Annotated in this window: 27 protein-coding genes; 26 read left to right on the top strand and 1 reads right to left on the bottom strand. The window is 71.8% G+C overall.

Annotated elements, in window-relative coordinates; genetic code table 11:
* Positions 1–68: 68 nt before the first annotated feature.
* From H5J29_RS00890 to H5J29_RS00870, 5 genes are read left to right on the top strand one after another with little or no spacing between them, the layout of a single operon-like run.
* Positions 69–248, top strand: coding sequence for a hypothetical protein (locus tag H5J29_RS00890; RefSeq protein ID WP_181778940.1), 180 nt, complete (start codon positions 69–71; stop codon positions 246–248).
* Entirely contained in the window at positions 245–1,744 is a 1,500-nt protein-coding gene (locus tag H5J29_RS00885) for a terminase large subunit domain-containing protein (protein WP_181778939.1), read from the top strand. Before H5J29_RS00890 ends, H5J29_RS00885 begins: the two co-directional genes overlap by 4 nt.
* On the top strand, positions 1,744–1,953 hold the full coding sequence (locus H5J29_RS00880) for a hypothetical protein (protein ID WP_181778938.1): 210 nt from the start codon (positions 1,744–1,746) through the stop codon (positions 1,951–1,953). The genes H5J29_RS00885 and H5J29_RS00880 overlap by 1 nt, the downstream gene beginning before the upstream one ends.
* Positions 1,953–3,440, top strand: coding sequence for a phage portal protein (locus H5J29_RS00875; RefSeq protein ID WP_181778937.1), 1,488 nt, complete (start codon positions 1,953–1,955; stop codon positions 3,438–3,440). Before H5J29_RS00880 ends, H5J29_RS00875 begins: the two co-directional genes overlap by 1 nt.
* Positions 3,440–3,637, top strand: a complete 198-nt coding sequence (locus H5J29_RS00870; RefSeq protein ID WP_181778936.1) for a hypothetical protein — start codon at positions 3,440–3,442, stop codon at positions 3,635–3,637. Before H5J29_RS00875 ends, H5J29_RS00870 begins: the two co-directional genes overlap by 1 nt.
* 119 nt (positions 3,638–3,756) lie before the next feature.
* On the opposite strand, the gene H5J29_RS00865 is transcribed toward H5J29_RS00870, so the two are convergent.
* Entirely contained in the window at positions 3,757–4,197 is a 441-nt protein-coding gene (locus tag H5J29_RS00865; RefSeq protein WP_181778935.1) for an HNH endonuclease signature motif containing protein, read from the bottom strand.
* Positions 4,198–4,388: 191 nt separating this feature from the next.
* Here H5J29_RS00865 and H5J29_RS00860 point away from each other — a divergent pair, with 191 nt between their 5' ends.
* From H5J29_RS00860 to H5J29_RS00760, 21 genes are all read left to right on the top strand, one after another.
* Positions 4,389–4,964 carry a hypothetical protein gene (locus H5J29_RS00860; RefSeq protein ID WP_181778934.1) on the top strand — a complete coding sequence of 192 codons (576 nt, stop codon included), beginning with the start codon at positions 4,389–4,391 and terminating at the stop codon, positions 4,962–4,964.
* Positions 4,961–5,167: a hypothetical protein gene (locus H5J29_RS00855; protein WP_181778933.1), complete on the top strand. Its 207-nt coding sequence runs from the start codon at positions 4,961–4,963 to the stop codon at positions 5,165–5,167. Before H5J29_RS00860 ends, H5J29_RS00855 begins: the two co-directional genes overlap by 4 nt.
* Positions 5,160–5,747 (top strand): HK97 family phage prohead protease, encoded by a 588-nt coding sequence (locus H5J29_RS00850; RefSeq protein ID WP_181778932.1) that lies wholly within the window; start codon positions 5,160–5,162, stop codon positions 5,745–5,747. The genes H5J29_RS00855 and H5J29_RS00850 overlap by 8 nt, the downstream gene beginning before the upstream one ends.
* A gap of 150 nt (positions 5,748–5,897) precedes the next feature.
* The gene (locus tag H5J29_RS00845; RefSeq protein ID WP_181778931.1) at positions 5,898–7,268 is read left to right on the top strand and encodes a phage major capsid protein; all 1,371 of its coding nucleotides are present in this window, start codon (positions 5,898–5,900) and stop codon (positions 7,266–7,268) included.
* A gap of 5 nt (positions 7,269–7,273) precedes the next feature.
* Positions 7,274–7,621: a hypothetical protein gene (locus tag H5J29_RS00840; RefSeq protein ID WP_181778930.1), complete on the top strand. Its 348-nt coding sequence runs from the start codon at positions 7,274–7,276 to the stop codon at positions 7,619–7,621.
* On the top strand, positions 7,618–7,977 hold the full coding sequence (locus H5J29_RS00835) for a hypothetical protein (RefSeq protein WP_181778929.1): 360 nt from the start codon (positions 7,618–7,620) through the stop codon (positions 7,975–7,977). Before H5J29_RS00840 ends, H5J29_RS00835 begins: the two co-directional genes overlap by 4 nt.
* Positions 7,974–8,399 (top strand): hypothetical protein, encoded by a 426-nt coding sequence (locus H5J29_RS00830; RefSeq protein ID WP_181778928.1) that lies wholly within the window; start codon positions 7,974–7,976, stop codon positions 8,397–8,399. Before H5J29_RS00835 ends, H5J29_RS00830 begins: the two co-directional genes overlap by 4 nt.
* A gap of 14 nt (positions 8,400–8,413) precedes the next feature.
* On the top strand, positions 8,414–8,749 hold the full coding sequence (locus H5J29_RS00825; RefSeq protein WP_181778927.1) for a hypothetical protein: 336 nt from the start codon (positions 8,414–8,416) through the stop codon (positions 8,747–8,749).
* Positions 8,750–8,811: 62 nt separating this feature from the next.
* The gene (locus H5J29_RS00820) at positions 8,812–9,135 is read left to right on the top strand and encodes a hypothetical protein (protein WP_181778926.1); all 324 of its coding nucleotides are present in this window, start codon (positions 8,812–8,814) and stop codon (positions 9,133–9,135) included.
* Positions 9,136–9,307: 172 nt separating this feature from the next.
* Entirely contained in the window at positions 9,308–9,754 is a 447-nt protein-coding gene (locus H5J29_RS00815) for a hypothetical protein (protein WP_181778925.1), read from the top strand.
* Positions 9,747–12,953: a hypothetical protein gene (locus H5J29_RS00810; protein WP_181778924.1), complete on the top strand. Its 3,207-nt coding sequence runs from the start codon at positions 9,747–9,749 to the stop codon at positions 12,951–12,953. Before H5J29_RS00815 ends, H5J29_RS00810 begins: the two co-directional genes overlap by 8 nt.
* Positions 12,953–14,386 (top strand): hypothetical protein, encoded by a 1,434-nt coding sequence (locus H5J29_RS00805; RefSeq protein ID WP_181778923.1) that lies wholly within the window; start codon positions 12,953–12,955, stop codon positions 14,384–14,386. The genes H5J29_RS00810 and H5J29_RS00805 overlap by 1 nt, the downstream gene beginning before the upstream one ends.
* Positions 14,387–14,394: 8 nt before the next feature.
* Positions 14,395–16,578, top strand: a complete 2,184-nt coding sequence (locus tag H5J29_RS35700) for a DUF5047 domain-containing protein (RefSeq protein WP_181778922.1) — start codon at positions 14,395–14,397, stop codon at positions 16,576–16,578.
* The gene (locus H5J29_RS00795) at positions 16,575–16,853 is read left to right on the top strand and encodes a hypothetical protein (protein ID WP_181778921.1); all 279 of its coding nucleotides are present in this window, start codon (positions 16,575–16,577) and stop codon (positions 16,851–16,853) included. Before H5J29_RS35700 ends, H5J29_RS00795 begins: the two co-directional genes overlap by 4 nt.
* Positions 16,853–17,221: a phage tail fiber protein gene (locus H5J29_RS00790; RefSeq protein WP_181778920.1), complete on the top strand. Its 369-nt coding sequence runs from the start codon at positions 16,853–16,855 to the stop codon at positions 17,219–17,221. The genes H5J29_RS00795 and H5J29_RS00790 overlap by 1 nt, the downstream gene beginning before the upstream one ends.
* Positions 17,221–17,940 (top strand): hypothetical protein, encoded by a 720-nt coding sequence (locus tag H5J29_RS00785; protein WP_181778919.1) that lies wholly within the window; start codon positions 17,221–17,223, stop codon positions 17,938–17,940. Before H5J29_RS00790 ends, H5J29_RS00785 begins: the two co-directional genes overlap by 1 nt.
* A complete protein-coding gene (locus tag H5J29_RS00780) occupies positions 17,937–18,206 on the top strand; it encodes a hypothetical protein (RefSeq protein ID WP_181778918.1) in 270 nt (89 codons plus the stop codon). The genes H5J29_RS00785 and H5J29_RS00780 overlap by 4 nt, the downstream gene beginning before the upstream one ends.
* 314 nt (positions 18,207–18,520) lie before the next feature.
* Positions 18,521–19,117 carry a hypothetical protein gene (locus tag H5J29_RS00775; protein ID WP_181778917.1) on the top strand — a complete coding sequence of 199 codons (597 nt, stop codon included), beginning with the start codon at positions 18,521–18,523 and terminating at the stop codon, positions 19,115–19,117.
* A gap of 2 nt (positions 19,118–19,119) precedes the next feature.
* Complete coding sequence (locus H5J29_RS00770; protein ID WP_181778916.1) at positions 19,120–19,575, top strand: hypothetical protein; 456 nt, start codon at positions 19,120–19,122, stop codon at positions 19,573–19,575.
* A gap of 22 nt (positions 19,576–19,597) precedes the next feature.
* Positions 19,598–20,020 (top strand): hypothetical protein, encoded by a 423-nt coding sequence (locus H5J29_RS00765; protein WP_181778915.1) that lies wholly within the window; start codon positions 19,598–19,600, stop codon positions 20,018–20,020.
* Positions 20,021–20,027: 7 nt separating this feature from the next.
* The coding region (locus tag H5J29_RS00760) for an SGNH/GDSL hydrolase family protein (protein ID WP_181778914.1) at positions 20,028–21,119 on the top strand (1,092 nt) is incomplete at its 3' end.

The raw sequence follows: 21,119 nt of genomic DNA, 5'->3' as shown, positions 1-21,119 counted from the left end.
GACGCCCTGGCCGCGTCCGCGGTGCTCATCGTCCTGGGCGTGATCCTCGTGGCCGAGGCGGTTCAGCGGTGAACGGCTACGTGGCCCGCCCCGGCGACACCGTCCTGATCCAGCTCGCTGACGACACCAGCCGTAAGCAGGCCGAGGCGCTGAAGTCGCACCTCGCCGACCTGATGCCGGGCGTCAACGTGGCCCTGCTGGTCCGCTGCGAGGTCCTCGCGGTCGTCCGGGCGGAGCCGACCTCGTGACGGCGCTGCTGGACGCCCCGGAGGTCATGGGCAAGGAGGAGCCGCGGCTCTGGACCCGCCCCCTCCGCGACCTAACCCCCGACACCACACTCGGGTACCAGGCCATCCGGTTCGCCACCGAGATCCTCGGGGTCGAGCTGCTCCCGTGGCAGCGGTTCTGGCTCCTCCACGCCCTGGAGCTACTCCCGGACGGATCGTTCCGTTTCCGCACGATTCTCACCCTTGTCGCACGTCAGCAGGGCAAAACCACGCTGTTGAAGATCGTTTCCCTGTGGGCGATGTACATGGGCCACGCCCAGCTCGTCCTCGGCGCCGCGCAGTCCCTCGACATCGCCCGTGAGTCCTGGCAGGGCGCCGTCGAGCTGGCCGAGGACAACGACGAGCTCGCCCCCGAGGTCGCGAACATCCGGCGGGCGAACGGCGAGCAGTGCCTGACCCTCCGCGACGGCTCCCGGTACCGCATCACCGCGGCCACCCGCGGCGCTGGCCGTGGCCTGTCCGTCGACCTCCTGGTCCTCGACGAGCTCCGCGAGCACCGCGACTGGGCCGCGTGGGGCGCACTCACGAAGACGACCATCGCCCGCCCCAACGCCATCACCGTCGGGATCTCGAACGCCGGCGACGACCAGTCCGTGGTGCTCAACTCGCTGCGCGCCGCGGCCATCGCCGGGTCGGACGAGCGGCTCGGGCTGTTCGAGTGGTCCGCGCCGGACGGCTGCGACCTCGACGACCTCGACGCGATCGCGCAGGCCTGCCCCGGCCTCGGCCGCACCATCACCCTCTCCGCGATCCTGTCCGCGAAGGCGACGGACCCGCCCGCGGTGTTCCGCACCGAGCTGCTCTGCCAGCACGTCGAGACCCTCGACTCCGCGATCGACATGGCCGCCTGGCGCGCCTGCGAGGACACCGTCACCTCCCTCGGCCAGCACCGGGACCGCGTCGCCGTCTGCCTCGACGTCGCCCCCGACGGCCAGCACGCCACCCTCGCCGGCGCCGCGCTGCTCCCCGACGGCCGCGTCCGAGTCGAGATCCTGAAGGCCTGGGACTCCACCACCGCCGCCCGCGCCGAGGTCGTCCCGCTGCTCCAGCAGATCCGGCCCGCCGACGTCGGCTGGTTCCCCAACGGCCCGGCCGCCGAGCTCGGCCCCGAACTCCGCCAGTTCCGCCGCACCGGCCGCCTCGACGTCGCGAAAGTCGTCGACGGCCGCGTGGTCGACACGTGGGAGGAGGAGGCCGCCCGCCTCGCCGGGGCGATGGAGCGGGAGGCCTGCCAGGGCCTCGCCGGGCTCGTCGAGGGCCGCCAGCTCGCCCAGCCCAACGACCCGCTGCTGAACGCCCACGTCGCGGGCTCCACGAAGTACGAGACCGGAGACGGGTGGCGGTTCCTCCGGAAGGGCGCCGGGCACGTCGACGCCCTCTACGCCGCCGCGGGCGCGGTCTACCTGGCCCGGATGCTCCCGCCGCCCGCGCCCATCCCGATCCCGAGGATCTTCTGATGACCGTTCGCTCATGGGTGCCGCTCACCGGCCTGCTGCTCGGGTTCCTGGCGCTGGTCGCGGGCGCGTTCACGCTCTACGGCTGGGAGGTCGCCGCGTTCTGGGGCGGCCTCGCGCTGATCGGGGTGTCGCTGCTCGTGTACCTGTCCCGGCCCGTGCCCGCCGTGCCCGCGCACGGCCGCCGGCGTAGCCCGCTGGACGGCTCCTGATGCCCACGCGCGGCGCGCTCGCCGCCGGTCGGGCACGCGAGTTCCTGCGGAACCTCGTGTACGAGGCCACCGACACCGAGACCGGGCAGACCGCCACCCACGAGGTCGTCCGCATGCAGGGCGGCATGGCCCCGGACTGGGGCGGGGACGCCACCTACCGCGGCGGGATGGGCCTCGCCGGGTGCTGGCGCGCCGCCCGCCTGAAGTCGGCGGTGCTCGCGACCGTGCCGTGGGACGTGGTCCGGACCCGCGCGGGGGTCGACGAGAAGATCACCCCACGGCCGCTGTTCCTCGAGCAGCCGATCCCGCCGCAGACGCAGGTCGACACGTTCTCGGCGTGGCACCTGGACCTGATGTGGCACGGCAACGCCATCGGGATCATCACCGACTGGACCCGCGAGGGCTACCCGGACGTCATCGTGCCCGTGCCCGCGGAGCTCGTCGGGGTCGAGCGGATGGGGGAGCGGATCCCCGGCTGGCCGGTCGGCGCGGTGCGGTACTGGGCTGGCGGGCAGTGGTGGCCGGCGTCGCGGGTCATCCACTTCAAGGGCCTGTCCCGGCCCGGGGCGCTGTACGGCATGGGGATCCTGGAGGCGCACCTCGCTGGGACGTTGCAGCTCGCGAAGTCGCTCCAGGAGCAGGCCAACAGCGTCGCGGACCACGCGGTGCCGTCGGTGCTGATCGAGAGCTTGAACCCGGACCTCACCCCGGAGCAGGCCGCGGACCTGAAGAAGGCCTACATGCGGTCGCAGCGGACGCGGTCGCCGATGGTGTTGAACCCGGCCACGAAGGTCACCCCGCTGGCGTGGACGCCGGACGACGCCCAGCTCATCGAGGCGCGGAACCTGTCGCTCGTCGAGCAGGCGCTGCTGTTCGACTTGGACCCGTCGTGGCTCGGCGCCGCGCAGACGACCCGCACCTACTCGAACGTCGAGACCGAGGCGATCAACCTCGTGAAGTTCTCGATGATCGACCATTTCACCCGGTTCGAGCAGACCCTGTCGCTGCGCACGCCGCGCGGGCAGAAGGTCGAGGCGAACCTCGACGCGATCATGCGCGGGGACACCCTCACCCGGTACCAGGCGCACGAGATCTCCATCCGGAACCAGTGGGCCACCCCGGACGAGGTCCGCCAGATCGAGGGGAAGCCGCCGTTCACCCCGGAGCAGAAGGCGGACCTGACCGCCCTGAAGCCTGCCCCCACGCCGCCCGCACCTGGGCCCGCTGACGGTTCGTCCCCAGACGGCGAGAGCGGCGCGGGGGCACCTACCGAGGAGCAGCGGGCGCGGGACCGCGACGGGTCGAACCTGCGGGAGTACTGGACCCGAGGCGAGGGCCTCGCGCTGTGGGCGACGGAGCCCGATCCGTTCGACGCGCTGCGGGAGTACCTGACCGGACACATGACCGCCGCGCGAGCCCGGCACACGGCCGCGGTCTGGTACCGCATCGTGTTCGGCCGCTCCCCGTACGAGGAGGGCGGCGCCTGATGCCCTGGTACGAGGACAGCTCCTACCCGTCCGGGTGGAGGTACGAGCCCCGATCGACCGTCGAGGACACCCACGTCCTCCCGGTGATCGAGCCGTCCCCGCCCGCCGCGACCGCAGGCGAGCAGGACCACTCCGACCCGTGGCAGTACGCGGGCGAGCCCGCGGGCGCGCCGCTGGACTCGGGGAGGCCTGCATGAGCTGGCGGAACTGCGGTGCTTCCCTCGCGCTCGTCGCCGAGATCAACGCCCGCTGGCCGGGCCGGGACAAGACCTCCGACGGGACGATCGGCGACGCCGCCCACGCCGCCCGCACGTCGTCAGGCGACTCGCGGAGTCGTCGGCGGGACCAGGCCGCGGTGACGGCTGTAGTTCGGGCGGCAGGTGAGGCAAACGCGGGACCAGCACCCGTCGGAGCCCCACTGCCACCCGGTGCTCTCCTCGGTGTACGGGTGGCCTGCTCGGCGGCACGTCGTCTTCGCCGCGTTCCGGCGGCGACGGTTCTCCGCCAGCGTGACCGCCTCAAGGTGTGCGGGGTTCACGCACTGCCGGTTCCCGCAGGTGTGGTCCACCTCGTAGTCGGCGGGGATCGGTCCGACGAACTGCTGGTAGGACCACCGGTGGGCGATGACCTTGTGGCCGTCCACGGTGAACTGGCCATAGCCGGCCGCCTTTCGTCCACCAACCCACGGCCAGCATTCGGCGTCCCCGCGGCGGTCAACCTTCTGCCAGAAGCGCTCCATCGGAGTTCCCCACGTCATTTCACCACTATACCAAGGGTGATGATCTGATGCCAGCGTGGCGCAATTGTGAAGCGAGCCTGTCGCTGGTCAGCGAGGTCAATTCGCGTTGGCCGAATCGCGACAAGACGTCTGACGGAACCATTGGTGACGCGGCGCACGCCTCACGGACGTCGGACCATAATCCGTCCATCGTCGTCGCCGGCACCGGCGTGGTGCGAGCCCGCGACATCGACGTGGACGGCATCGACGCCGCCTGGCTGGCCGAGCACCTCCGCCTGCTCGGGGCGAAGCGCGACCGGCGGCTGTACCCCGGCGGCTACGTGATCTTCAACGAGCGGATCACCACTCCCGACTTCTCGGGCTGGCGGCGCTACACCGGCACCAACCCGCACACCAAGCACGTGCACGTGAGCTTCACCACGAACCCCGCCGGGTTCGACGACGTGGGCGCGTGGGGGATCTCCACCGCCGCCCCGACCATCCCCGCTCTCCCGGAGGTGTCCATGCCGACCGTCGACGACTTTTGGCGGGCCCCGGTGCCCGACTACTACCGGGAGGACCGGCGCCCGATGCAGGCGTGGGACTGCATGGCGTGGGGCACCGCGCATGCCGCGAACGCCCGCGACCGCGCCACCGAAGCCCGCGAAGAGGTCCGGGCGCTCCGTGAGGAGGTCCGAGCGATGCGCGCCGAGCTCACCGGGACGAACCCGCTGTCCGCTGTCCAGATCGACTACGCCCAGCTCGCCGCCGCGATGATCGCGGCCATCCCGAGGAGTGCCGCATGACCGCCGACAAGCCCAGCCCCCGCGCCCGCCACGCCGCCGAGGACGACGCCCCCGCCGTGTGCAAGATCGAGGGCTGCACCAAGACCGGCCAGCAGGAGATCGGCGAGAGCATCGGCCTCACCCGCGGCCTGTGCCCCGCGCACTGGGCGTCCCGCCGCGGCGACGCAGACCCGAAGCTCGAGGAGGTCGCCTCCAGTGAGTGAGACCCTGTACCGCTCCGCTGCCGGGCTGGAGCTCCGCAGTAGCGGTGACGGCCGGACGATCGAGGGCATCGCCGTCCCCTACGGCGTGCCGCAGATGATCGACGAGCACCTGACCGAGATGTTCGAGGCGGGCGCGTTCGCCGACCAGCTCATGACCGCGCATCGCGCCGCCGCCCCGGGCCGGCCGCCGAACTACCGCGTGCACCTGTCCCGCGAGCACCACAAGCTGGGCGGCGCGGTGATCGGCAAGGCCGTCGAGCTGCGCGAGGACGCTTCCGGGCTGTACACCGCGCTGCGCGTGGCGAAGACCCCCGCGGGGGACGAGGCGCTGGAGCTGGCGCGTGAGGGTGTCCTCGACGAGTTGAGCGTCGGCTTCCGGGCGCTTCCTGGCGGCTCGCGCAGGCGGGGGGACGGGATTGTGGTCCGCCACCGTGCGGGGCTGTTCGAGGTCGCGCTCGTCATGCAGGGCGCGTACGGCCGTGAGGCCGTGGTGACCGGTGTGCGCTCGGCAGCGGAGGACGCGGACGCGCAGGCGCGCGCTCGCGCGGACGCTCACGCGCTCGATCTGGCCCTGTTGTGAGCATGTCGTAACGTCAGCACAACCACGGATCCGCTACGATCCGCCGCAGTAGCACCGCATCCGGGCCAGAGCACCCCCGGCGCGCCGCGAGCGCGTACGGCACCCCTCGCCGGACGGAGTCCAGTCGATCCGTCCCGTGAGGGGTTTCCGTTGTCCAAGACCTACCTGGAGGTCTTGACCGGCGAGCGCGACGAGCTGCGCGCCAAGGTCAAGACCGTCCGCGACAAGATCGTGGCCGAGACCCGGCCCATGACCGCCACCGAGCGTACCGAGACCGACGCGCACCGCTCCCGCCTGGAGTACCTGGACGGCGAGATCGAGGCCGTGTCCACCGAGGAGCTCCGCGCCCGCAAGGGCGCCGCGCTGGCCGCCGAGCTCGCCGCGGGCGAGTCCGGCGAGGGCGGCGAGGAGGGCGAGCAGCACCGCTCCTCGGGCGAGTCCGGCGAGGGCGTCGAGCGCCTCGGCGGGAAGGCCCGCACCCAGGACCGCGACCCCGGCCACTACCGGTCCGCGGCCGAGGGCGGCACCCGCTCCTGGTTCTCCGACCAGTTCCGGGCCTCGCAGCTCGGCGGCGGCGACCGCGAGGCGGCCAAGCGCCTGGAGGAGCACACCCGTGCGCTCACCACGGCCGCGCACGGCCCCGGCCTCGTCGCCCCGAAGTGGCTGACCGAGCTGTTCGAGCCGATCAACCGACAGGGCCGCCGCGCCGCCGCAGCGGTCGCGCACATCGACCTCGGGTCCGACCCGCGGCCGATGACCATCCCGTACCAGTCCGCGGGCACGGACAACGTCGTCGCCGCGCAGGCCGCGGAGAACGACGCGGTGGCGCAGACCGACGCCTACGACACCGACGTCTACACCGTGACCCCCACGGTGACCGCCGGGGCGCAGAACTTCTCGCGCCAGCTCCTCGACATGTCGGACCCGACCGTGGACCGGCTGATCATGGCCGACCTCATCGCGGTGTACGACCAGAAGGTCGAGACCAAGGTCGTGGCCGCGGCCGTCACGGCGGCCGGTTCCGCCACGAAGACGTACGCGAACGAGGCGGCCTTCACCGGCAACGGCTCGATCGCCACGCACGCCACGTTCATCGGTGACTACGTCGTCGACACGGCGATGGCGGTCCGGGCCGCGCGGAAGCTGCCCGCCGACCTGATCATCTCCTCGGTCCTGCGCTACGGCTCGCTGCTGAAGCTGAAGGACACCTCGGGTCGCCCCCTGGTCCCGGTCGACTCGCAGGGCGCCGCGAACATCATGGGCGTCGGCAGCGTGCAGGTCGACGGCCGCTTCCAGGGCCTCCCGATCATCGCCTCCGACGGCATCACCCAGTACCCGGAGTCCATCCTGGTGCTGCGCGCGTCGGACGTGACGCTGTTCGAATCGGCCCTGACCCAGTTCCGGTTCGAGGAGATCGCGGGCCCGCAGACCATCCGGGTCGGCATCTGGGGCTACACCGCCACCTACGTGAAGTACGCGGGCGCGGGCGTCGAGCGCATCGCGATCACGGCCGCGACCTGATCGTGATGGAGTGGCCGCCGCTGCTGGAGAGGCTCAAGGTCGACCGCAGCATCGACGACAGCCGGGACGACCCCCGGCTTGAGTCGGTGCTCGCCGCGGCCGTGGCCTTCGTCGAGCGTGTCCGCGGCGGCGACTTCGACTTCAGCGGCGACCCCGACTCGCTGCTTCCCCCGCCCCCCGACGACGTCGTGGTGGGCACCGTTCGGTTGGCCGGCCGCTGGCATGAGCGCGGCCGGTCACCCGACGGGCTGATCTCGATGGGCGAGCTGGGCACGGCCCGGGTTCCGTCGTTCGACCCGGACATCGAGCGCCTGCTCGGCATCGGTCGCTACCGCGGACCGGTGATCGCGTGAGCGCGGTGGGGGAGGCCTGGGCGGCGCTGAACGCCGCGCTGAAGGCCGTGGACGGGGTCCGGGTCTATGAGGACCTCGGCACCACGTTCGACCCGCCCGCGCTCGTCGTGATGCCCCCCGAACTGTCCTGGGACGGCTACCTGTCCGCCCCTACCGAAGCGACGTTCACGGTCGTGCTCGCGGTCCGCGCGGACGAGCGGGCGATGCAGCGGCTCTGGGATCTCGCCCCGGCGGTTGCCGTGGCCATCGACCAGGTGCAGGACGCAGTCGTGAAGCGCGCGATCCCCGGCACCACCCCTTCCGGTAGCGGGTCCCCGCTCCCGGCCTACCTCTTCGAAGTGGAGTGCGCGCTGTGACCACACCGGTGCACAACCGCAAGCTGAAGCAGATCACCCTCTCGATCGGCGGGGAGGAGTTCCAGACGCAGCTGCGGAACTGGACCCTCAACAACGGCACGGGCGAGGGCGAGGGCGAGGTGTTCTACACCTACGGCGGGGACGACTCGTCGTTCGTCGAGGACGCCGAGGACTCCTGGACGCTGTCGCTCGAGTTCTACTCGGACTGGCGGTCTGAGGGGATCTCGGACTGGATCTTCTCCCACAACAAGGAGACCGTCGCGTTCGTCATCGACCACCACCCCGACATCCCCGCGGAGCACGTCCGCTGGGAGGGCGAGGTGAAGGTGAAGGCCCCGTCCGTCGGCGGTGAGGTCCGCACCACCGAGATCACGTCGGCGGAGTGGACCTGCAACGGCGAGCCCGAGTACTCGCGGCCCTGACGGAGGACTGACCCATGGCACGCAGCACCCCCAGCGCGGTCGTCCCCACGGCCGTTGGCGCCACCCCGACCGGCCTCACCCCGAACGCGGACGGCGACATCGTCCCGATCGGGGTGTCGCTCCTGGTCCGCAACGGGTCCGGGGCGCCGATCACCGTCACCCTGCAGTCCACCTACGCCCGGTCCGGTCGGGAGCTGCCCGACGGCGGCGGATCGGTCCCGGCGGGCGGCTACCGGGTGTTCGGCCCGATCGACTCGACGTACCGGCAGCCCGCGGACGCGACGGTCGGCCCGAACCTGGCCCTCGTCGACTACTCGGCCGTCGCGTCGGTCGAGCGAATCCTTCTCTGACCCCCTGGGTGTCCGGCCGCTGCTCCCCGGCGGCCGGGCACCCCACCTAGCCGGAGGCCCGCGTGTCGCAGACCTACCCGTTCACCGTTCGACCCGATGACGGCGACCCCTACCAGGTGACCGCCGACCTGCGGGACGTCGTCGCGTGGGAGGACGCGAAGCCGGGCCGCAAGGTCGTCGACCTGATGAAGAACGACTACACCGCGCGGGACGTGTACGAGCTCGCCCGGCTCGCAGCGAAGCGGGACGGCCGCGAGGTGGGGTCGGTGAAGGACTTCATGCGGACCGCCGTGGTCGACCTGGGCCACACCCTGCCCAAGGCGGACGCGGACGGCGACGTCGACGACCTGGCCGAGAGCGCGGACCCTACCCGCCCGGCTCCCTGAGCCGGTCCCTCGTCGCGCTCGCGCTGCGGAACAACAACCTCCCGTCCGAGTGGGCGGCGGAGAGCCCGCGCGCGGTCGCGACAGCGCTGGAGCTCCTGCAGGAGCAGGAGAACCCGGACGAGCCACCCGTACGTGATGACCGGCAGATGAGCGGCTGAGAGGAGGACCCGGCGTGGTGCTGCGGCTGAACGTCCGCATCGAGGGCGCGACAGAGCTGATGGCGGCGTGTCGTCGTGTCGGCCGTGACGCCGAGGACGAGCTCCGGGACCAGTCGTTCGACATCGCCCGGACCCTCGCGGATCGGATCAAGTACGCCGGTGCTGCGTCGGACCGCCAGTCCGCCCGGGCGTCGCGGACGGTGCGGGAACGCCGCGACCGGTTCCCTGTCATCACCGCCGGACCTCACCCGCTGCTCCTGGGCTCGGAGTTCGGGGCGACCCGGCACTTCGGCTGGTACGCGGCGGGCCGCTACTACAGCTCCCCGGGCCGCCAGTTCCGCCCGCACCGCGGCTCGGCGTCCTACTGGTTTTTCGAGACGGCCGAGCAGATGCAGCCGTACGTCAAGGCGGAGTGGCGCGAGGTTGCCAAGCGGATCGTGAGGGAGTGGCCCCGTGGCTGACACCTCGTCACAGATCCGGATCATCTTCGACGGCACCGCCCGCGGCGTCGTCGGCGCAGCCGCGGAGGCGCGCGCGGCGATCGCGTCGGTCAACGACGAGTCGGGGAAGCTCTCGAAGAGCGCCGACGCGATCCAGGGCGCCGCCCTCGGGGCGACGAAGGGCATCCTCGCGATCGGGTCCGCGGCGGGTGGCCTGCAGACCGTCGGCGCCGCCGCGGTGTCGATCGGCACCATGGCCGGGATCGCCGCGGCGCTGCCCGCCGTGATGCTGGCCGGCGCGGGCGCGATGGCGACGTTCAAGCTGGCCACGCAGGGCGTCGGGGATGCTTTCTCGGCCGGGTTGGCGGGCGACGCCGAGGCTTTCGCCGAGGCCGCCGCGAAGCTCGCCCCCAACGCGCGGGAGGCCGCCGAGGCGGTCCGCGATCTCGGGCCCGGGTTCCGCGAGCTCCAGCAGGACGTGCAGAACGTGGCGTTCGCGGACTTCGCGGAGGACGTGCAGCGGCTCGGCGGCACCTACATGCCGATCCTCGAGGGCCGGTTCCTGGCCGCGGCGGACTCGCTCAACAGCATGGGCAAGTACGCGGCCGACGCCCTGATGAAGCCGGCCACGGTCAACAACGTGTCCGACGCCCTGCGGGGCACGAACATGCTGCTGTCCAACTCCACGAACCTCGTCGGCGACATGCTGGAGGGCTTCCTCGCGCTCGGCGGCGAGGGCTCGAAGTACATGGCCGACCTGGGTAACTCCATCGCTGGGGGCGCCGCGGCGTGGAAGGACTGGGCCAACGAAGCAGCCGCGGCCGGGAAGGTCGACGACTGGATCGAAGGCGCGATCGACGAGTTCACGACGTGGGGCCGGGTCCTGCAGAACGTCGGCAGCATCGGCGCCACCGTCTTCGACGGGCTCTCGACCGGCGGGTACGACCTGGCCGGCTCGCTCGAGGAGACCACGGCCGCGCTCGACGAGTTCTTGGACTCCGCCGAGGGGCAGGAGATTCTCAAGGAGCTGGGCGAGACCCTGCAGGTGACCGGTGACGTCGCCCGCGAGATCCTGATGACCGCGTTGCAGGAGCTCGGGCCGGTGATCGTCGAGCTGGCCCCGGCCGCGCGGGCGGTCGCCACAGCGATCGGGGACTTCCTCGTCAACGCACTGCAGACCGTCGGCCCGATCCTGCAGGGGGTGGCTGGCTTCCTCGGCGATCACAGCCAGCTCCTCGGCGACCTCGTGCCGATCGTGCTCGCCGCCGTGGCCGCTTACCGGGGCATGCAGATCGTCTCGCAGGTGGCGGGGTGGGTCAGCGGAGCGACGACCGCCCTCGGCCTGTTCGGGGCTGGCGCAGACGACGCCGGGAAGAAGGCCGACGGGCTCATCGCCAAGTCAGGTCTGATCAAGGGTGCGCTCGGCGCGCTCGGTGTCGGGGTTGCGGTGACGGCGCTCGCCGAGCTGCAGCGTTCGACCGAGGGGGCCGACGGGAAGATCTCGGAGCTGACCGACACCCTGCAGGACCTCTCCGGTGCGATCCAGCAGGTGCTGTCGGGGGATGTCGGCGGGATCTTCGACGACATCACGTCCGAGTTCGACCAGATGAAGCGGCACATCGAGGGGAATAACTCCTTCGAGTTCGAGGCCGACACGGGCCCTGCGCAGGCACAGGTCGTCCAGTTCATGGGGGCGCTCCGCGGCACCGTCGGCGAGATCAACATCGACGGCCGGACCACAGACGCATCCCAAGCACTCGCGAACATCATGCAGGCCATCAATCAGGGCCGCGCCGAGGTGCTGATCGACGGCAAGGCCACCCCGGTCCAGGACGCGCTCCAGATCGTGGTCGACCAGATCAACGCCTCCGGCGGCATGGTCGAGATCAACGGCGAGTACGTGAAGGCCGGGGACGCGCTGCGCATGTTCCTGGAGACGGCGAACAGGCCCGGCCAGGCCAGGGTGCCGGTCGAGGGTGAGCTGTCGCCGATCGAGGCGAGCCTGCAGACGCTCTACGGTCGAATCTCCGAGGACGCCCCCAAGGTCAAGATCGGCGCGGACGAGGTACCGGTGACGGAGGCCCTGAACAGGGTCATCACCGCTATCAACACGGGTCAGGGCGAGGTGGTGATCAACGGCCAGACGATGAGCGCCTACGGCGCGCTGCGCGCCGTAGAGGCCGTGATCAACCAGACGCAGGGCGACGTCACCATCGGCGGGGACCCGGTCCCGGCGGGGAAGGCGCTCACCGACACGCTGGCCGCGATTCGTGCTGGCGAGGCCGAGGTCTCGATCGGCGGGAACAAGGTCCCCGTCGAGCAGGCGATCGCGGCGATCATCGCTCTGGCTAACGGGACGCCCGCGGTGATGCCGCTGAACGGCGACCCGGCGCAAGGCATGGGCGAAGTCGAGAAGCTGCGGGGCGCCGGTTCCGCGCCGGCGACGATGCCGCTGCTCGGCGACCCTTCCCAGGGCCTCGGTCAGGTCGCGGTGCTGGACGGCGCCCAGACCACCCCTCAGACGAAGCCGCTCAACGGTGACAACGCCCAGGGCATGGGCGAGGTCGCCGCGCTCGACGGGGCGCAGACCACGCCGCAGACGAAGCCGCTGAACGGTGACAACGCGCAGGGCATGGGCGAGGTGCAGAAGCTCGACGCGGCGGGGAAGGCGACCGTCGTGAAGCCGATCCAGTCTCGCGACGAGAACTCGGGGTCGGTGTTCGCGGCGATCCAGCGCACCTTCTCCGGGGTCATCACGCAGGTCGTCCGGGTGGTGCAGGAGTTCTTCGGCGGCGCGAACGGCGGCGCGGTCGACGACTTCCCCGGCATGGCGTCCGGCGGCGCCCCGATGATCTACAAGGGGCGTCCGCGTGGCGCGATCCACGGCCCCGGGACCGGCACGTCGGATGAGGCGGGCCTGTTCCGGCTGGCGAACGGCGAGCATGTCCTCACCGCGGCGGAGGTGCGGGCGCTCGGCGGGCAGGCGAACGTCTACCAGCTGCGCGCGATGATCCGGGCCGGGGAGATCCCCGGGTTCGCCGGCGGCGGCGCGGTGGGCGCAGGCGGGACGTCGACCGTGACTGCGCCCTCGTACAGCCCGTCCCTCGTGGCGCGGGTCTACCTCGACGGCCGGGAGGTGTCCGGGGTGATCCGCACGGAGATCGAGAACGCGGACCGGGCGTCGGCCCGCGCGTACCGCGTCCGGGCGGGGGTGGCCTGATGGCGCTGGTCCACAACCTGTCCCCAAACCCGTCGCTGAAGACGTCCGGGACCGGCTGGTTCGGCCCGTCCGGGTGGGCCCGTGTCGCGTTCGGCGACCCGACCCTCCCGCGGCCCGCGGTGTGGAAGGGCACCACGGCCGGGGACATCGCCACGCCTCGGTTCGCCGTCACCCCGGGGAAGTACTACCGGGCCGCGGTGTGGATGAGGAACCTCGCGCCGACCATCTTCGACACGGCCATCAACTGGTACGCCAGCGGCGGCGCTTACCTCACATACTCGGCGGGCAACGCCTACAACCGGACCGGGGACACCACGTTCCAGGCCGACTCCGGGGTCGCGCTCGCGCCCGCCGGGGCAGCCGAGGGGCTGCTCAACATCGTCGGCCTGGACGGGGCGGCCGAGTTCACCGCCGTGATCGTCCGGGAGTTCGACACCGCGCTCGCGGCGTCGGCCGCGGATATGACGTTCTTCGACGGCGACTCGGCCCGGGCGGTCTGGGACGTCGGTACGAACGGCAAGTCGACCCTCGACACCGGCAGCACCTTCACCCTGCCGATGACGGTGACTCCGCCGGTCGGGCGGATCGTCGGGGCGAAGGCCCGTGGTCGCTTCGAGATCGCGATGAACCTCGCCCCGCCGCGCGGCGCGATCGGCCTCACCGCGCAGGTCTCCTACGACGACGTCCGCGGCCGCATCCGCATCCACGTCGGTGGCCTCGTCCCGGAGGCGATCCGCGCGGTCGTGTTCGCCCGCGCGCAGGGCACCACGAAGTGGGCCGAGATCCGCGGCGGCCGCGTCGCCCTGGTCGGCAACGCGTTCCAGCGCACCGTCGACCACTACGAGTTCACCGCGGGCGCGGTCATGGAGTACAAGATCGTCGCCTACTCCACCCCGGAGAACGTGCCCCCGGAGATCGTGCAGCAGCGCGTCCTCACGGTCCGGGACGACCTGTCCGGGGCGTGGCTGAAGTTCATCGTCGCCCCCCTTTCGAACCGCAAGGTCACGCTGGGCGAGTGGGATGCGTTCGAGCGGCAGGCCCGCTCCGACATCTACCCGGTGTCCGGGCGCCGCGACCCGGTCGTGGTCACCGACTCCCACACCGCGAAGACCACCACCCTGCGCTTCTACACCCAGTCCCTCGCCGAGCGGGACGCCCTCGATGAGGCGCTCGGCCAGGGGCTTCCGGCCTTCTTGCAGACCCCGGCCCGGTTGGCGCTGCCGTCGATGTACATCTCGATCGGCTCGTACCGGTGGGAGCGGACCCGCCGGCGTGGCTTCCGGCACATGTTCACGGTGCCGGTCACGGAGATCTCCGCCCCGCCGCTGTCCGTCTACGGGGCGGGGATGACCTGGCAGATGCTCATGGATCGCTACGACACGTGGGCGGACGTCGTCGAGGCCTATGACTCGTGGCGGGATGTGACCGCCTGATGTGGCCCGTGTCTGCCCGCTTCCGGGACGTCATCGCCGGGTCGCACCGGGCGATCTCCCGGGCTGTGCTCGTCGAGGGCCACCAGTTCGGGCCGAACCCGACGGGGGTCGAGCTGCCGATCCTCGGTGGGGATGTGCAGCTCACCGCGTCGTCGGACATCAAGGGGACGCTCGACCTCACCGTGCCAGCCGACTACTTCGACCAGGTCGACCCGTACGGGCTGGAGATCTTCGTCGAGCGGGGGATCTTCTTCGGCGACGGGTCGACGGAGATGGTGCCGGTCGGCTACTTCCGCATCGACGACGTCGTGCAGCGTCCGGCGCCGAACGGCCCGGCCCGCATCGACGGGGTGTCGCGCGAGGCCCAGCTGATCGACAACCGGCCGATCCTGCCGTACCAGGTCCCGACCGGTGTCACCCATCGGAGCGCGTTCTACGCGCTGGTCAACGGCTACACCCCGGAGGGTGGGGCGCAGGTCGTCGCCCCCATGTTCTCCGACGCCGTGGTCCCGATCGACTGGGACGACGCCGGCTACGACCCGGACGAGGCCACCGTCACGGCGGGGCAGATCGTCGAGGACTCCGGGTTCGACTTCCTCGCCAAGCTCGCCTCGGCCCGCGGGTGCGTGCTGCGGTTCCGTCCGACCGGTGAGCTCGCGGTCGAGCGTGTCGACGGCGCCGAGCTCGCGGCCGGGCGGATCGGGCGGGCCGCGCAGGAACTCATCGCCGCGTTCGGCGATCCGACGATCCAGGTGCACGAGGATTTCTCGTTCGTGGGGATGTCGGACAACGGGGGGTCGTGGAACGACGGGCTCGTCACGGGCTACATCGCCGCCCACCCGGGCGCGACGTTCGAGCCCGACGGGGACGGCCACTACGTGTGGACGCCGGACCCGGTGCTCTATCTCGAGCGGGTCGTTGAGGGTGAGGCGGCGTTGTCGCCGGTGGTGTGGGAGATCCACGGTGGCCCGTCGGGCACGCTGGTGGATGCGTCGCGGTCGAAGACTCGCCGCGGGGTGTACAACCTGACTCGGGCGGTGGGGTCGGACACGACGGCGCAGACCGGCTATCAGATCGCGCGGATCACGGACCCGTTGTCGCCGCTGCGGCAGGGTGGCCTGTTCGGGACGGTGCCGCGGTTCTATGCGTCGCCGGTGCTGAAGACGGCGGAGGCTGCGGCGAAGGCTGCGGAGACGATCCAGGCCCGTGTGCGGGGGTTGCCGAAGGAGCTGTCGCTGTTCGTGGTGCCGAACCCGGCGCTGCGACCGCTGGACATCATCAGCTCGGCGTTGACGGGGCGGGGTCAGCAGCCGGAGCGGCATGTCCTGGAGAGCGTGACGATCCCGCTGGCGTCGGGTGAGGGTGCGAGTGCGCCGGAGCTGCGCACGCGCACGATGAACGCGATCGCCGATGTGTCGGTGGACGACCCGCAGGACCCCAACTTCCCCGACCCGACGGACCCGACGGACCCGGTCGACCCGACGGACCCGACCGACCCGGGCCCGGGGACGGGCGAGCCGGACCCGACGGACGGCACGCAGGCGGCGGTGCAGCGCGGGTGGGGCGCGATCATCGACGGGGACGAGTTCGACTACACCGGCCGCCCGTCAGGCAAGTGGGGGCTCTACGACGGCGCGGGCCACGACGGGAACGGCCGCCGGTCGCCGTCCGCGTACACGGTGCACGACGGGATGATGACCTGCCACGGCGAGAACAAGGTCAGCGGCGGGTGCGCGTTCAGCCGGGGCGAGATGGGCGCTCGCGTCGAGATCCGGGCGCGGGTCTACAACACCGGCGGCGGGAACGACCGCTACCACCCTGTGCTGATCCTGTGGCCGGACAACGACGACTGGCCAGGCGGCGCCGAGTACGACTTCATGGAGTGCGACGAGGGGACCGGCAAGTTCGGCCTGTTCATGCACCTGCCGAACCACCAGCCGTACCGGCAGGACCACTACGAGGAGCCCCTCGATCTCACGCAGTGGCACAACTATGCGTGCGAGTGGAACCCGTCGGCGAAGACCCTGAAGGCCTACGTCGACGGCCGCGAGGTGTATGCCGGGTCCGGGCGGGTTGCTGAGGCCCCGGGCCCCATGCACCTCACGATCCAGCTGGATGACTTCGGTGGGAACCCGCGCCCGTGCAACTTCGACATCGCGTGGGTCCGCCACTACCAGAGGCCGAACGCGTGAGCGCCGTCGCGCAGTTCGCCGCGCTCATGCGCGAGGAGGCCGGGGACAACGGGCCGGGCGGTCGGCAGCCGTTGTTCCTGGGCGGCTATCTCACCGCGTGGGATGCGGTCACCCACGCCAACACGGTGGCGATCGGCACCGTGTCCTTCTCGAACCTGCCCGCCATCGACCCGGCTGGGCTGTCGATCGGCCCCGTGCTGCTCGCGCACACCGACGACGGTCCGGTCGTGCTCGGCCGGATCTACCGCTACCAGCAGGAAGATGAGGAGGTCTGATGGCGCCCGGACTATCCGCGACGCTCGCGAACCTGAAGCTCGCGGTCGTCGAGGCGAACAGCTACGTCTACGTCAAGATGCACACCGGTGATCCGGGGCCGAACGGCACCGCCAACCCGGCGCCGGAGACGACCCGGAAGCTGGTCGACTGGACCACCCCGACGGGTGGGGCGATGGAGTCGGCGGCCGAGATCGAGTGGCCGGACCTGGCCGCGATCCAGACGTGGACGCACTACTCGCTGTGGAACGCCTCGACGGGCGGCACGTTCGGTCACTCGGGCACCATCGCGCCGCGCTCGTGGGGTGTCGGTGACGACGCGATCCTCCCCGCCGGGACCGTGACCATGACCTACCCCCTGGCCACCTGATGGGCACCACGAGGTGGGGCCTGACGTCCCCGGAGCTAACGGACGAGCCGAACGGGCCCGCGCAGATCGCCGCCCTGGCCGGGACCGTGGACGCCCGGCTGTGGCGGGCCTACCCCTGCCTGTCGACCGCCCGGCCCGCACTCGGGGCGGGGGATGACGGATTCCTGATCCGGGAGACCGACTCGGGCGCGTTCCGGCTGTGGGACGGCGACTCCTGGTCCGGTGACCTCCTCGCCTCCGGCGGTGGCGGCGGCGGTGGGGGTGGCGGGACCGGTGGGGCGTGGGCGCAGTACTCGGCGGCCGCGGCCCAGTCGATCCCGGCGGCCACGAACACCCCGGTCCTGTTCGCCACGGCGGACTCGACGACGACGTCCGTCACGCGGGAGTCCCGCGGCGCCGGCCACCAGTTCAAGCTGGGCACCTCCGGGCTGTGGACGCTGTCGACGACGGTGCGGTTCGCCACGGGCGGCAGCGCGGGCGAGCGGTACACCGGCATCCACCTCGGCAACGGGGATGCTCTCGCCGCCCAGGGTCCCGGCACCGCGGCGAACGGGGCGATCACGAACAACGTGGCCGTGACCCGCTGGTTCGACGCTGACGCGGTCGTCTTCGTGCAGGTGTGGCAGGGCTCCGGCTCTGCCCGGAACCTCGAGCCCGGCCCGGACGGGACGTTGGGGAAGGGGTGGGTGCGGTTCAACGCGGCCCTGGTGGCGACGTGAACCCCGACGTCGTCCGCTACCTGATCGCCGGTCTGGCCGCCCTGCTGGCCGCGCTCGCTCTCGGCTGCGCGGTCCGCTGGCGGGATCATGACGTCCTCGGCTACCTCGCCGTCCTCGCCATGGCGGTCGTGTCGGTGTCCGGGCAGCTCGACTCGATCGGCCAGCCGCTCACCTGGCGCACGTGGGCGCTCGGCGTCGGGATCGTGCTCGCCGCGGCCTGGTGTGTCTCGGTGATCGCCCGCCGTTTCGGGGCCGCTGCCTCATGACGACCACGACCGGCACGATCCAGGCAGGTGCGCCATCAGTCCCGAGCTGCTCAACTCGATCTTCGGCGGCCTGGTGCTCCTCCTCGGCGCGGTCGGTGGCCTCATCGGCACCCGGTCCCGGCGGATCGGGATGGACGCCCGGCACTCCCGAGCTGTTCAGCGGCGACTTCTCGCCGCTCTCGCGCACATCTTCCGGCTGGAGTCCGAGCTCGCTGAGCGGGGCCTCCCGGTCCCGCCTCGGCCCGCGGTCCTGGATGACGAGGACGACGAGGGCCCGGCGGCTCCGCCCGCGCCGACGACCGGGGGGACGCATCGTGCGTGACCGCAAGCCGCTGCCGCGGTGGCTGATCGGGCTGTTCGTGCTGCTCGCGTTGGGCACGGTGGCTGCTGGGGTGTTGGTGGCCCGGCAGACGACGGAGGCGCAGAGCTCGGCGTCGGATGCGCAGACGGCGGCGTCGGTTGCGGTGGAGCAGCGTGACGCGACCGCGTATCAGGCGCTGGACCTGGCGGCGGAGATCGGGCGGGCGTGTTCGTCGGGGCAGATCCCGGAGCGGTACTCGGCGGTCTGTTCAAAGGCGGTGCAGGTGCAGGTCGAGCCGATCCCTGGTGCGCGGGGCGAGCCTGGCCCGGCCGGGTTGCCGGGCACGCCGGGCGCTCCGGGTGTGGCTGGTCCTGCGGGGCCTGCTGGCGCGCCCGGCGCGCCGGGGGCACCTGGATCCATCGGGAGCGCTGGGCAGGACGGCAGCGACGGCCAGGACGGTGCTCCGGGGCTTGCGGGGCCGCCTGGTCCGCAGGGCCCGCCCGGGGAGCCCGGCCCGGTTTGCCCGTCCGGTCAGACCGCCGAGTCCTACCTCTACCCCGACGGACGCACCGGGACCCGTTGCGTCACCCCCACCCCCTCGGAGAGCTGACCATGGCCTTCACCTACGTCACCCTCGTGCGGCGGTACCTCCTGCCGTCCGGGGCCCCGGCCACAGGGAAGGTCCGGATCACACCGACCCAGCCGATGGTCAACGCGAACACCACCGTCGCCGCGCCGGTAGAGACCGTGCTCGACGTCGAGGGTGACCTCACCGTCCTGGTCGCCGCGAACACCGACCCCGAGACCCTGCCCGCCGACCCCCGGGTGGCCTACCGGGTGGTCGAGGACATCACCGGTCAGGCCCGCCGCTCGTACCTGATCGAGGTGCCGCACGACGCGGGCGATGAGATCGACCTGTCCTCACTGGCCGAGCTGCAGCCAGCCAGCCCACTGGTGCCAGTGGCGCCCGTCGTGAACACCGACGGGGACCCGGGGCGCCGGATCTTCGTCGGCTCGAACGCCCCCGCCTCGCCCACCGTGGGCGACGTGTGGATCTCCCCCGTCTGACCACGAAAAGGATCATGCTCCGATGACGCTCACGCTCTCCGCTGCCGCCCGCACCGCCATGGCCGACACCCTCGTCGACCTGCTCGACGCCGGGGCCGGCGCGGGCACCATTCAGATCCGCTCGGGCACCCGCCCGGCTGGTCCAGGCACCACGGCGACCGGCACCCTGCTGGCGACCGTGACCCTGATCGACCCCGCGTTCGGCGCGGCCTCGTCCGGGGTGGCCACGCTCGCCGACCCGAACGCCGTCACCGCGGTGGCCGACGGGACCGCCACGTGGTTCCGGGCGCTGGACTCCAACGCCGTCGCCGTCTTCGACGGAAAGGTGACGGCGACCGGCGGCGGCGGGGACCTGACCCTGGCCACGACCTCGATCACCACGGGCCTGTCCGTGGACATCACCAGCGGCGGGACCGTCACCGTCCCCGCCGGCGCCGCGGACTGACCCCCCGATGGCCTGGTCCGACACGTGGAACACCGCCATGGCCTCGGCCAAGGCGGGAACCGGCCGCGCCCGGGTGGCCGTGTTCGGCGACTCGCAGGCCGAGGGCCAGGGCGCCAGCGCGAGGGCGAACCGTTGGCAAGACCTCATGCTCGGCACGCTGCGGTCCCGGCTCGCCCTCTCCGGGGGCGGCCGGGGCGCGGTGCCCGCGAAGTACGAGGTCTACGGCCCGGATTCGACGTGGGGCACGACGGGGTTCGCCACGTCCGGCAGCGTGGACGACTACGCCGCCGGACCCTTCGGGCAGCGCGGCCGGATCGTCAACGCCTCGTCCACGCTCACGTGGACCGTGCAGGGCACCCACGCGCAGATCTGGTACGGCGCCTATTCCGGAATGTCCGCGTTCGGCTACAAGATCGACGGCGGCAGCACGGTCACGGTGGCGGCCACCTCGCCGAGCAACCCCACGTGGACGTCGGTGGCGCTCACGCTCGGGTCGTCCGGGTCTCACACCGTGCAGATCATCACCGCGGCCGGACAGTCCGCGTTCGTCGGCGGCCTGGTCGTGTTCGACGGGGACTCGACCACGGGCGTGACCCTGCTCGACTCGGCGAAGGTCGGCATCACCGCCGACACCTACACCAACAACGCCGCCGAGCCGCACACCACGTCGTGGCAGCGCGGGATCGACTCTCTCGCCCCAGACCTGGTGTTGATCGCGCTCGGCCTCAACGACTGGGACGCGCAGACCGCCACAGCAGCCTACATCACCGACCTGCAGACGATCGCGACCCGGCTCCGTGCGCTGACCAAGGTCCCGTCGATCCTCGTGCTCGCGCCACGCAACGTCGCGCCCGACGCCAACAGCCGCACGATCACGTGGTCGGCCTACATCTCCGCGCTGCAGAGCATGGTGACCACCGACGGCAACATGGGGTTCCTGAACCTCGACTCCCTGATGTCGGGCACCGGCTCGCCGGGCGGGGCGAACTGGACGTCGGACTGGCACCCCACCGACGCCGGGCACGCCCTAATCGCCGGGCACGTGGCGAACGCCCTGCTCGACCCGGGCGCGCTGGTCACGAACGCACCGCTCCCGGCG

The sequence above is a fragment of the Pseudonocardia pini genome, from assembly GCF_013870575.1.
In the GTDB taxonomy this organism is placed as follows: Bacteria; Actinomycetota; Actinomycetes; order Mycobacteriales; family Pseudonocardiaceae; genus Pseudonocardia; species Pseudonocardia pini.
Note: the sequence above shows the minus strand (reverse complement) of the source record. Positions and strands in the feature narration are given on the sequence as shown.

Coding starts and splice junctions, on each gene's coding strand:
- H5J29_RS00880 (WP_181778938.1), top strand. CDS start 1,744: ATGACCGTTCGCTCATGGGTGCCGCTCACCGGCCTGCTGCTCGGGTTC.
- H5J29_RS00875 (WP_181778937.1), top strand. CDS start 1,953: ATGCCCACGCGCGGCGCGCTCGCCGCCGGTCGGGCACGCGAGTTCCTG.
- H5J29_RS00870 (WP_181778936.1), top strand. CDS start 3,440: ATGCCCTGGTACGAGGACAGCTCCTACCCGTCCGGGTGGAGGTACGAG.
- H5J29_RS00865 (WP_181778935.1), bottom strand. CDS start 4,197: ATGACGTGGGGAACTCCGATGGAGCGCTTCTGGCAGAAGGTTGACCGC.
- H5J29_RS00855 (WP_181778933.1), top strand. CDS start 4,961: ATGACCGCCGACAAGCCCAGCCCCCGCGCCCGCCACGCCGCCGAGGAC.
- H5J29_RS00840 (WP_181778930.1), top strand. CDS start 7,274: ATGGAGTGGCCGCCGCTGCTGGAGAGGCTCAAGGTCGACCGCAGCATC.
- H5J29_RS00825 (WP_181778927.1), top strand. CDS start 8,414: ATGGCACGCAGCACCCCCAGCGCGGTCGTCCCCACGGCCGTTGGCGCC.
- H5J29_RS00805 (WP_181778923.1), top strand. CDS start 12,953: ATGGCGCTGGTCCACAACCTGTCCCCAAACCCGTCGCTGAAGACGTCC.
- H5J29_RS00790 (WP_181778920.1), top strand. CDS start 16,853: ATGGCGCCCGGACTATCCGCGACGCTCGCGAACCTGAAGCTCGCGGTC.
- H5J29_RS00785 (WP_181778919.1), top strand. CDS start 17,221: ATGGGCACCACGAGGTGGGGCCTGACGTCCCCGGAGCTAACGGACGAG.
- H5J29_RS00770 (WP_181778916.1), top strand. CDS start 19,120: ATGGCCTTCACCTACGTCACCCTCGTGCGGCGGTACCTCCTGCCGTCC.
- H5J29_RS00765 (WP_181778915.1), top strand. CDS start 19,598: ATGACGCTCACGCTCTCCGCTGCCGCCCGCACCGCCATGGCCGACACC.